11 protein-coding genes are annotated in these 11822 nt (G+C 39.7%); 5 read left to right on the plus strand and 6 right to left on the minus strand.

Translation table 11 applies throughout. The features are described 5' to 3' along the window. Positions 1-151: 151 nt before the first annotated feature. Positions 152-1489, plus strand: coding sequence for a sodium-dependent transporter (locus tag KP78_RS17805; protein WP_041090982.1), 1338 nt, complete (start codon positions 152-154; stop codon positions 1487-1489). Between the two features lie 103 nt (positions 1490-1592). Here the strand turns inward: KP78_RS17805 and KP78_RS17810 are convergent, their stop codons facing one another. Then, on the minus strand, positions 1593-1853 hold the full coding sequence (locus tag KP78_RS17810) for a DUF1871 family protein (protein ID WP_200889241.1): 261 nt from the start codon (positions 1851-1853) through the stop codon (positions 1593-1595). A gap of 300 nt (positions 1854-2153) precedes the next feature. On the opposite strand from KP78_RS17810, the gene KP78_RS17815 reads away from it, so the two are divergent. Continuing rightward, a complete protein-coding gene (locus KP78_RS17815) occupies positions 2154-3314 on the plus strand; it encodes a MalY/PatB family protein (RefSeq protein ID WP_041090983.1) in 1161 nt (386 codons plus the stop codon). 84 nt (positions 3315-3398) lie between these two features. On the opposite strand, the gene gntK is transcribed toward KP78_RS17815, so the two are convergent. From gntK to KP78_RS17830, 3 genes are all read right to left on the minus strand, one after another. Next, positions 3399-4937, minus strand: coding sequence for a gluconokinase (gene gntK / locus KP78_RS17820; RefSeq protein WP_041090984.1), 1539 nt, complete (start codon positions 4935-4937; stop codon positions 3399-3401). Positions 4938-5098: 161 nt separating this feature from the next. Continuing rightward, entirely contained in the window at positions 5099-5308 is a 210-nt protein-coding gene (locus tag KP78_RS17825; RefSeq protein WP_041090985.1) for a hypothetical protein, read from the minus strand. Positions 5309-5794: 486 nt separating this feature from the next. Further along, positions 5795-6568 (minus strand): peptidylprolyl isomerase, encoded by a 774-nt coding sequence (locus KP78_RS17830; RefSeq protein ID WP_084220149.1) that lies wholly within the window; start codon positions 6566-6568, stop codon positions 5795-5797. Positions 6569-6660: 92 nt separating this feature from the next. Here KP78_RS17830 and kapB point away from each other — a divergent pair, with 92 nt between their 5' ends. Continuing rightward, positions 6661-7062, plus strand: coding sequence for a kinase-associated lipoprotein KapB (gene kapB, locus KP78_RS17835; protein ID WP_041090986.1), 402 nt, complete (start codon positions 6661-6663; stop codon positions 7060-7062). Between the two features lie 49 nt (positions 7063-7111). Here the strand turns inward: kapB and kapD are convergent, their stop codons facing one another. Continuing rightward, entirely contained in the window at positions 7112-7735 is a 624-nt protein-coding gene (gene kapD, locus KP78_RS17840) for a 3'-5' exonuclease KapD (protein WP_041090988.1), read from the minus strand. Between the two features lie 284 nt (positions 7736-8019). Between kapD and KP78_RS17845 the strand changes: the two genes are divergently transcribed. Both KP78_RS17845 and KP78_RS17850 read left to right on the plus strand, forming a co-directional pair. Further along, positions 8020-9192, plus strand: a complete 1173-nt coding sequence (locus KP78_RS17845; protein WP_052474943.1) for an MFS transporter — start codon at positions 8020-8022, stop codon at positions 9190-9192. A 24-nt stretch (positions 9193-9216) separates the two neighbouring features. Continuing rightward, on the plus strand, positions 9217-11067 hold the full coding sequence (locus KP78_RS17850; protein ID WP_041090990.1) for a transglycosylase domain-containing protein: 1851 nt from the start codon (positions 9217-9219) through the stop codon (positions 11065-11067). Between the two features lie 57 nt (positions 11068-11124). On the opposite strand, the gene KP78_RS17855 is transcribed toward KP78_RS17850, so the two are convergent. Beyond that, positions 11125-11697 (minus strand): DUF5366 family protein, encoded by a 573-nt coding sequence (locus KP78_RS17855; protein ID WP_041090992.1) that lies wholly within the window; start codon positions 11695-11697, stop codon positions 11125-11127. Positions 11698-11822 lie beyond the last annotated feature (125 nt).

The raw sequence follows: 11822 nt of genomic DNA on the forward strand, positions 1-11822 counted from the left end.
TGTAATTGCATCTCCAAAAATACTAAAATTGTCTATTTCATTCGAGAAAAATCATTACATATTCATGATATTGTTAAAAAAATATTCTTCTTTGAATCTTTTTGTAGTAGCATGTACAAGTTATTATAAGATTTTAGTTAGGAGAGAAAATATGGGTAGTCAGCAATGGTCTTCAAAATTAGGGTTCATACTCGCAGCAGCCGGGTCTGCAATTGGGCTTGGAGCGATATGGAAATTTCCATATATGGCAGGTACAAATGGTGGAAGCATCTTTTTACTCTTTTTTATCTTGTTTACAGTTCTGATCGCCGGGCCGATCCTTATTGCTGAGTTTACAATCGGCAGAAAAGGAAAAGGTGATGCTGTTAGCACATTTAAAAAGATTGCTCCATCAACAGCATGGCCGGTAATTGGGATTATCGGGACACTTGTAGCCGTGATTATTTTGTCCTTTTATAGTGTGGTAGGAGGCTGGATTCTCTCCTATTTGGTTAGAAGTATGACAGGTGAACTTTCCGGTTTATCACAGGCAGAATATGGGGCGTTATTCGAATCGATTATCGCAAACCCTGCAGAGGTTTTAATCGCACAGCTTATTTTTATGGTCATGACGATTGCGGTTGTCCAAGGCGGGATTCAAAATGGGATTGAGCGAGCGAGCAAATACATGATGCCGGCTCTATTGATCTTGTTCATTATTTTAGCCGTACGTTCTTTATCACTTGAAGGAGCAATGGAGGGCGTGCGATATCTATTTATTCCAGACTGGAGTTATTTTAGTGGAGAAACGATGCTGCTGGCACTTGGTCAAGCATTTTTCGCTCTTAGTGTTGGGGTATCCGTCATGATCACCTACGCTTCTTACTTGAATGAGAATGAAAATCTCGGTCAATCAGCTTTATCTGTGGCGGCATTAAATATCCTTATCTCTATATTAGCCGGTCTTGTCATTTTCCCTGCCGTCTTTGCATTAGGCTTTGAGCCGAATGAAGGAGCGGGCCTTGTATTTGTTGTACTGCCAGCAGTATTTAATGAATTGGCCTTTGGCGGCATCTTTTTATTTGTATTCCTTGTTCTATTATTATTTGCAACCTTAACATCTGCGTTTTCTCTTTTGGAAATTGTAGTAGCTACTCTTACAAAAGGCCGTGAAGAAAAAAGAAAGCCATATTCATGGATGATCGGCGCTGTGATTTTCTTGATTGGTATTCCAAGCGCACTATCCTTTGGTGTTCTTAACGATGTTATAATCGGAGGACGATCAATCTTTGATTTTGCAGACTATCTTACAAGCAATATAGGACTGCCGTTAGGAGCACTCCTAATCAGTCTGTTTATTGGATTTAAAATGAAAAAAGAAGATGTGTTTCAGGAATTGGAAAAAGGAGCTTCTTCTACAGGTTGGATGAATGTTTGGTATTTTGCTATTAAGTTTCTTGCCCCTTTTGCAATACTCATCATTTTCTTGGAATCATTTAACCTTTTGTAAGTTCGATCATAGAAGGGCAAAACGGCTTGGTTAATTTGAACGAAATGTCTATCCATAAATCGACATGAAAAAACCGTCATTCCTATTCGGATGACGGTTTTCTTCAAATTGTGCAGGAGGCCTCCATTTTAACAGCTAAAAGCTTATACGAGATTTTTATACATTCCTGCAAGGGAATCCATTGCTCATATGAAAACTCATAAATAGCTTGTATCCGTTTAGCTAAATCGGAAGGATGATGCATATCATGGACTGCCTGAACCACATCAGCAATCTCGGTATCATATGCCTCTTCTCCCATGTTAAATGGGTCCCAGTCCTGTAAAATAGCGACTAATTTAAAATTCATCTCTTTTATATCCATTTGTCCCACCTAATCTATTGAGATATTCAAAGCAATCGTATTTGTCTTTTGTTTATGTTCCATTATAAAGGATATGAAAATACATAATAACCTCAAGTTTCAAGTTTTACTATTTTACCACAGTTTAATTTCTGACAACTACTAATTTAGCTTAAGCTATTCTCCGTGTGTATGCATCTTAAGTTCCCCTGCAAATTTGGATCTTCACATGAATAAATCTCCATGTCGAGTGAATTTATTTGGTTTAATCGCTTAAATCTTTTACGATAGAATAGAAAAAAGTAAAGGATGTGATCGTCTTTGGAGCAATTTGATCAAGTGATAAATCGAAAAGGCACTCACTCCGTTAAGTGGGATATGACGAACACGGTTTTCGGTGAAGATGACCTTTTACCGATGTGGGTTGCGGATATGGATTTCCCTCCGCCTGGTGCAGTGATGGAAGCACTAGAAGAGCGGCTTCGTCATCCTCCTTTTGGCTATACTTATGTCCCTGACTCAACTGGTGAGGCCATTAAACAGTGGATGGACAAGCGTCATGGATGGTCTATTCACCTTCCCTGGCTACTTTACAGCACAGGTGTTGTCCCCTCCATCGCAACAGTCATACAGGCATTGACGGACGAGGGAGATCAGATCCTTACATTTTCTCCAGTTTATACTCCATTTTTTGATATGATTAAAAAAAATAACCGAACACTTACAACGAGCTTACTGCTCGAAATGGACGGACGCCACCAGATTGACTGGGCTCATCTTGAAGAAAGTTTGGCGAATGGCGTTAAAATGCTTTTGCTTTGCAGTCCGCATAATCCGTCAGGAAGAGTATGGACGAAAGAAGAGCTTTATAGACTTAACAAGCTGTGCAAGGAGCATTCTGTCATCCTCGTATCAGATGAGATTCATTCGGATTTAATTTTCAAAACTGCTAAACATGTCCCAACAGCACTTGCTGCTGAAAATGAAGTGGATCATACTATCACGCTAATTGCGCCGAGTAAAACATTTAATTTAGCTGGCTTGCAGGCATCTTCTATGATCATTCCAAATAAAGAGCTTCGTCAAAAAATACAGGATGCCCAAGGAAAACAAGGATTTTTCACATTAAACACATTCGGGATTAAAGCAATGGAGGCCGCCTATTTAGATGGTGAAGCGTGGCTGGAATCTTTGATTGATTATTTAGAAGAGAACGTTCGTCTCGTTCGCAAAACGATCAAAGAAATCCCCGGTGTTACATTAATGGAGCCGGAAGGTACTTACTTGCTTTGGATCGATTACCGGAACACTGGAAAATCAGATGATGAGGTAAAGGAGCTTCTGTTAAAGAAAGCAAAGCTCGCATTAGAGCCTGGTGATAAGTACGGAGAAGGCGGCAGCGGGTTCACAAGAATGAATATTGCCTGTTCCCGCCAAACCCTGGTGGAAGGGTTAAAACGATTCAAAATCGCATTCAGCTGATATCCATCCATAGACTTATACAGATAAAGGCCCTGCTTTTGGAAATCACCAATAGCAGGGCCTTTCATTTTTCATGTATTCTAATTACAAGTCCAAGTTTTTTTGCAGCTTCGCAATCGCCTCGTATTCTTGTGAAAATAATCGGGATAGGCGGATATAGACAGGTACAATTTGTTGATACGCTTTAACCGCCTGTTCATTCGGCTTATGTGTATAAACAGCTCCAATCATATTTTTCACCTCTTCAAGCTTTTCAATTTCTCCTGACGCATACAAACCCAGTACACAAGCACCAAAGCAGGAGCTTTCATAGCTTTCCGGCACGACCACTTCCATGTCAAAAATATCCGCAATCATCTGACGCAAAAATGGAGACTGGGCAAAACCGCCTGTAGCTTGAATGCGGACCGGTTCACCAATTAACTCTTCCAATGCAATTAACACTGTGTACAGATTATATACGATTCCTTCTAACACAGAACGAACCATATCTGACTTTGTATGATTCAAGCTTAAACCAAAAAAAGATCCTCTTGCGTTTGCATTCCAAAGTGGTGCACGTTCTCCTGCCAAATAAGGATGAAAGATAAGCCCATGAGCCCCAGCTGGAACGGACTGTGCCAGTTCAGTCAGTCCGACATAAGGATTTACACCCAGTTTTTCCGCTTCAAGAGTGATATCCTGACAAAGCTCATCCCGAAGCCATTTAAATATCATACCGCCATTATTTACAGCTCCACCTATTACCCAGTGCCTATCTGTTAAAGCGTAGCAAAAAATCCGTCCTTTTGGGTCTGTAATCGGCCGGTCTGTGACGGTTCGAATGGCACCGCTTGTTCCAATCGTTACAGCCACTGTTCCCGGATCCATTGCGTTTACCCCTAAGTTTGATAGAACACCATCACTTGCACCAAGGAAAAAAGGTGTTTCCGAATGGATGCCTAATTGTGATGCATGTTGAACTGACAATCCTTTAACAGACTTCGTTGTTGGAACTGGTACAGAAAGCTTATCTCGAGTCACGCCAGCTATCTTAAGCGCTTCGTCATCCCAACTCAGCTGCTCCAAATTAAACATTCCTGTAGCAGAAGCAATTGAATAGTCAACCTCATACATCCCAAACCATTTATAAAATATGTATTCTTTTATGGAGACAAACTTTGCTGATTGTTCACATAACTGTGGATACTCACCATGAAGCCAGGCAAGCTTGGAAAGTGGCGACATTGGATGAATAGGGGTGCCTGTACGCAAATAAAGCTCATGACCATTTTGTTCTTTAATTTTCTCAGCATAGGAAGCACTTCTGTTGTCGGCCCACGTAATGGATTTCGTCAGCGGGTTCCCTTTATCATCAATCGCGATCACACTATGCATTGCTGAACTAAATGAGATAAATTCAATGGCTTCAGATGGAAGACGTGCTGCTTTGATTGCTGTATGAATCGCTTTTGTGACAGCATCAAATATTTGATCAGGATCCTGTTCTGCTGTTTCAGGATTATGGGTTAAGAGCGGATACTCAATATTTCCTTTTGCGGTAAAACGTCCACTTTTATCAAAAATCACTGCCTTTGTACTCGTTGTACCTATATCTACACCCATCATATGTGTATTTTGCATTTCCAGCCTCCTCAACATTTTATGTGAATCAACCAGGCTTTCTTTTCATTATTATAGAAGTAACCATGATAAAAGTTCAACATTATACAAAAAACCGAAAAATGGAGTATATTTCCCATTTGTCGGTTTTTAATTTATGATCATTATGTCCCGGGAAATATTCAGGACTTTATTTGCTGCTGGCGCCCACGATTAATCTCTTCTTCCAACTCTTTTGTTTTTTCTTCCTGTTTTTTTGATACACGAAGGATTAATCTGAAAGTTAATACAGTAACCACCATAAAAATGACAAAAGTAATCGCTGCAGGAATATATTCTGACTTATCTTCTGGAAAGTATAAGAACAAGTTTAAAATAAGCCACTGGTGCATAAAAATCCATCCTTTCGCTGCACGTTTAGGTTTATTATATCAAGTGATAGAATCAGATTCCACTTAAGAGACGTGACAGATTCGTGTCAGCAAAAGAAAATGATCAAGGTTTCAGCATAGATAGCTTAACAGCGACAACTCAACCTTGATCATATGAAACGAGTGAATAAGAATTGGAGTTTTTACTGAAATGGCAGATGATAAGGTGGAATTTTAAAAGAACAATCATGATTTAAACATGATTGTTCTTTTTATTTTTTCAAAAGGCTGTATTCAAGCTATTTGTTGATTTTTGCGCGATGTTGATTGGCGCGGATGCGTGAGACTCCTGCTTAGAAAAATGAGTCAATGGGAGATTCCACAGGCGTATAGCACCGAGGAGGCTCACTGACCGCCTGCGGAAAGCGAGCGCCTGCAGCGGAAATCACCCGGCCGGATTAACATAATCCCCAAAAAAGTTGCTTGCAGTCTCTTTTCTAACCGTGTTTATTCTTGAATGACATCGACGCTTTCGATAATAACATCTTCAATTGGCATGTCATTTGCACCAGTCTCAACCGCTGCAATCTCATCTACAATTTCCATTCCTTCAATAACTTGACCAAATACAGTATGTTTAGAATCTAGCCATGGGGTCCCGCCGTTCTTCATATAAGCTTCCACGATCTCTGCTGGAAAGCCCGCTTCCTCCATTTGTCCTTTAAATCCTGGATCAATGTCATTGCTTTGCACAATAAAGAACTGACTGCCATTTGTATTTGGACCTGAGTTCGCCATTGACAGTGCACCGCGAAGGTTAAAAAGCTCCTGAGAAAACTCATCTTCAAACGAGCTACCATAAATGCTTTCTCCGCCCATGCCAGTTCCAGTTGGGTCTCCGCCCTGCAACATAAAGTCTTTAATAACACGGTGAAATTTCAAACCATCATAATAGCCATTTTTGCTGTGCGTTAAGAAATTCTCCACTGTTTTAGGCGCATATTCAGGAAATAATTTAATTTTAATGGCTCCCATATTTGTATTCATGGAAACTAAAGCCTCATTTTCACGTACTTCTGTCGTTAATTGTGGGTACATTGCTGTATTCTCTCCTTCACTTTCTGTACTATTTACTTCATCATTCTGCGTTTCATCTGTTGTGTCATTCTGCTCCTCTGTTTCATTCGAACTCAAATCTGGAATGGAGGAATTATCAGATGTTCCACATGCAGTCAGCAAAAGAATGAAGAAAAAAACAACACTTAGCAAACGAATTTTCATATTGTTCTCCTCCAAACCCTACTTTACATGATCATTCACAAAAAATCATCTTTTGATTTACAATAAGAACAGGAGAGAAAGGAGAATGGCAGATGACTAATTTTCAAGCTGGACAAGTTGTAAGAGCATTTTATAAAACAGGTGCGTATATTGGCGAAATAACAGCCGACAAAGGTTCACATTATGTAGTTCAAATAAAAACCGTGCTAAAGCACCCAAGACAAGGAGATCTTCACAACCCGAATGAAGTTAATGTGCCCTTTTTTCATGAACGAAAAGCACTTGCTTTCAATGAAAGAACCAATATTCCTTCTAACATGATAAAAGCGTTTGAAGGAGAAGTTGCTGACTACTTTGAGTCATTAAAGTCTTCAGTCAATATGCTGGAAAACGAACTGCAAGACTCGACTTCTGACTTTAATGCTAAAAGTCTTGAAGCACTTCAGGGCGTGAAAAAAGAATACGAATTGATGTATTCCATTTCCTTTGCATAGTTAAATAACGCGTGAGCAAGGCCTCTTTCTGCTTTGCTCACGCGTCAACTTATTGAACAAGTAAATTTTGCAGCTTGGCTAAGTCAATACGGTCACCGATCGTCGTTGGCTCAGCCTTGTTTAAGTATCGCTTGTCCTTTTCCACAAGCTGATGTATATGATAGGTCGTCATGGCGTCATCTAACGCTTTATGATGGTTTCCAATCCCATCCTTACCGTATTCTTGTACTGCTTTCCAAAGACCTGTTTGATTCCGGTCCCCAAAAAAACGTTTATACTCCATTGATAAATCCACGAAGTCGCCTGTAAATGGAAATGAAAGACGTGCTTTCTCGCAATTTTGCTTTAACACCTTCATATCCATGTTTCCCCATGTGATCACTGTATTCTGACCGTCGTCATTTATACTTGATAAATGCTTTACTAAAGCAGCAAGCGTAATTCCGCTATCCACATTCTCTTGTGAGATATTTAAAAAAGAACGGCATCTCCTTGATAGACGTTTAAAGACTCGGGGTCTTACATAGCTGGAATATTGATTCATGAGCTTTCTGTCCTTTACACATACTAGCCCTACTTCAATAATTTCCGGAAAGAATCCACTTGATCCACGCCCATCTGGCATTGAAAACTCAAAATCAATGAAGATCAGCGTATTGCTCTGCTCTTTCATACGATCACTCCCCTTTGTAATCCCCTCTTATTCGTTTTCTTATATAATTTTTCCGATATTTGAAGTCATCTATGATTGATTATAACACGCAATGGGAGAAAGCAGAAATTATAGTCTGAATTTTCATACGACAATTACTGATGAGATTCTTAAGTTGCGCTCAAAAAACGATCAGGTATACTTAATACTTAGCAAATCGAAATATTATGTAATTTTACAGAATTATTTTTCAAGCCGAAAAGAAGGTGTTTACGATATCGATTGAAAAGAAAAACTTAGTGATAATGTGGATCGCAAATTTCTTAGTTGCAGCAAGTGCAACGATGGTTCTCCCATTTCTATCACTATATATCAGTACAATGGGAGATTTTTCAGAGCAGTATGTTCAAAAATGGTCGGGATTAGTTTTTGGTATTACTTTTTTAACAGCCTTTTTATTTTCTCCTGTCTGGGGACGATTTGGTGATCGTTTTGGGTATAAACCTATTTTACTAATAACAGGATATGGAATAGCGGCAAGTATTTTTTTAATGGGCTTTATCCAATCTGTAGAGGGACTATTTATACTCCGTATGATCACAGGCATTGTAACAGGCTTTATCCCTACATCTCTAGCACTTATATCCTCTCAAACTCCCAAACACATTGCTGGAAAAACACTTGGGACACTGCAAATGGGAACCGTTACTGGAGGCCTGCTTGGTCCTTTAATCGGCGGAATGATGGCCGATGCATTTGGATTTAGTTATACGTTTATTATTACGGCTGCAGCCATTACCATTGCAGCAACAGTGGTAATGATTTGGATTACAGAAAAAAAAATAACTGCCGATAAAAAGAATAGACAAACCTATTCGAGAAAAGAAGTCATCCGACATATCACAGGACATCGTCTATTGCTGACAGTTATGATCCTCTCTTTCCTTGTTCAGGTTGCAAACTTTAGTATCCAGCCCCTTCTGGCTTTATATGTTGGAGAACTTACATCTGCAGCAAATCTTGCTTTTTTAGCTGGCCTGGCATTTTCAGCTACAGGTTTTGGTAATCTGCTTGCCACAAGATCATGGGGCAGGCTTGGGGATGCAATTGGCTACGAAAAGGTACTGACCCTTTTATTAATTTTGTCGGCCCTCTTTATCATCCCGCAAGCATTTGTTACAGAGCTATGGCAGCTGGTTGTTTTACGTTTCCTATTTGGAATTGCAATGGGTGGAATCATTCCAAGTGTTACAGCTTTCATTCGGAATGCAGCCCCTGTAGCAATGCAAGGAGAAGTACTCGGGTACAACCAAAGCTTTCGTTTCCTCGGAAATGTTGTGGGTCCAACGGTCGGAGGAATTCTCTCCGGATTTATAGGAATTTCGTCTGTTTTTTTTGTCACAGGCAGTTTATTCCTTTGTGCTTTTGGATTGTTATGGTGGAGCCGAAGGCAAATGGTGCAGTTTAATGAAACATAGAATAATTGAAACGAGTGAACAACAATGAGAATGACCGTAGGCTACTTAACTGTGGGAATTTTAACACCACTCTTTTTACTTCTGTTGATTTGGTCTCATCAGGAAGTACAACATGTAAAGGCCTATAATAAAGCGGTGGATAAAGCGGTCGATATTGCTAATGTCTTACCAGAGCAAACAAGCTTTTTACTGGATGCTAATAATAACCGCTTCTCTCAATTAACATCTGAAATGAGGCTTTATGCAAATAGTGAGGAATTGCCAGCATTTCTTAAAGATACGATTGTTCTATCCGAAGATCGAAATTTTTATGAACATGTTGGGTTTGACGCTGGTGCTATTATAAGGGCTGTTGTAAAAAACCTTGTATTTACACATATTCAACAAGGGGGAAGTACAATAACCCAGCAGCTTGCACGCAATTTATATTTAACACAGGAAAAAACATACAACCGAAAAATGACAGAGCTTCTGTATGCAAGTGAAATAGAGAAGACGATGACAAAAGATGAAATTTTAGAAAGCTACCTGAACATTATTTACTTCAGTAACGGTGTTTACGGCATTCGATCAGCAGCATTGTTTTATTTTCAGCAGGATCTATCAGGGCTAACGAATGCGCAGCTAGCATTTCTTGCAGCTATCCCCAATAACCCGGGAAAATATGACCCTCTGTCACACTTTGATGCGGCAAAAGAACGGCAGGAGCGTTTAATTGATTTGATGGTTGAAGAGAAAAAGCTTTCTCCTGAAGAAGGAAACGCACTGAAAGCGGAAGAGATCAAACTGAACATTTTTAAGAGTGTGGATCATTATGCTGACTATGCCGTCTATGTTGAACATGAACTGACAGAACTAATCTCACTCACAGAGGGCTATCATAAAAGGTTAAATGAGGCTGAATCTGAAGAAGCCCGAAAGAAGATTACTGATGAGCTTTATGACCGAGCAGCAGAGGTTAAAAATAGCGGAATTACCATCTACACTGCATTAGACCCAGACCAGCAGCAGCAAAGTATTCAAGCAGTGAAAGCGCATCTTCCTTATGAAGAGGTTGAAGGTGCAGCTGTCGTGATTCGTAATGATACGAGAGAAATTGTCAGCATGGTTGGCGGGAAAAATTACAATAAATATAATTTTAACCGCGCCTACCAGGCTGTTCGTCAGCCGGGTTCAGCAATCAAGCCATTACTTGTATACGCATCTTTCATTGAACGTACCAAGGCTCCCTTATCCCAGCTCGTGGATGCCAGCCATTATTGTAATGGTACTTTCTGCCCTGAAAACTATGGTGGAGTCGATTATGGCAGTATGACCATGTCTCGCGCATTTTTGCTTTCACTTAATACACCAGCAGTTCGATTAATGGAGCAAACTGGAATCGAAAATGCATTTCAATCCATAACACCCTTCCATTTTAATCATGTGGTTCCCGAGGATCACACACTGGCAGCTGCGATTGGAGGGTTTTCATACGGGATGACTCCACTTGAATTGACCGATGCCTATACAAGCTTTATCGATGGCTCCTATCAAGCAGCACATGCTATTCGAAAGGTAACCGACCGGAATGGAAAAACGCTCTTTGAATGGCCTCGTGAACCTGTACAAATCTGGTCACAAGCAACAACTGGAAAAATGAGAGAGCTTTTATCCATTGCTGCCGCTTCCGGTACCGGCAATCCTGCTAATGTGCAAAAGCCGTATGTCGGAATTAAAACCGGGACAACGAACCAATATTTCGACTACTGGACCGTGGGATTAACGAATGAATATACTACTGGTGTTTGGGTGGGACATGACCTCCCTAAAAATATGGAAAGCATTGAACTCGATCGTCCTGCTCATTATATTTGGCGAGATATCATGCGGTAAAAGAATAAAAAAGGTCGATCCCTCTGCTCAATAGGCAGAGAGGATCGACCTTTTTTATTAAGGGATTTGTTCTAAAATCGGCAGACTTGCCATAAGACCGCTATACAGTCTTATTAAAACATAAAACACACTGGACAGCAGCACTGACCAAACAATGACTTCAAAAGAGATAACACCAATCGTTCCAGCTGTCGTTAACGTCTCCCGTATCTTCATCACAAAATAAATAAAATAAATAAATGATGTAATGAAAAAAATGATAATAAGTCCAATAAAAGATTGCATGCTTGCAACTGTAACCAAAGATCCGACAAAATAAATAATTGATCCTGAACGCACTTGTTGCAATGCTTTTCCTTCATTGTCTTTGGAGAAAAAAAGGAGAGAAACCTCGTTGATCGTTTCAGCGATAAGCTTTAATGCTGCAAACACCATAAAAAATACAATCATCAATAAAATTAATATAAATATTTTCAGTTCAAACTCCGATAAAAACTCCCGCATCCCTGCATATATTCCAATCCCTTTAAAAAGTTCAATAAGAACCCCTACTCCATATACAGAGAATGAAAGACTAAACATGAAAATCGAAAAAAGCGGCAAGTAGCCGGTTAAATAAGCATTTTTCATAACTATTCTCCTCATTGTGCTTGAACAATCCTCTACTTTCACTATGATAATCGTTTACTTATCTAAAGAAAAGAGTAATTCAAGCTGAAGAAGTGAATCCTACAAAAATCAAGTATTCTGTTAAA

Source organism: Jeotgalibacillus soli (genome assembly GCF_000829435.1).
Taxonomy (GTDB): domain Bacteria; phylum Bacillota; class Bacilli; order Bacillales; family Jeotgalibacillaceae; genus Jeotgalibacillus; species Jeotgalibacillus soli.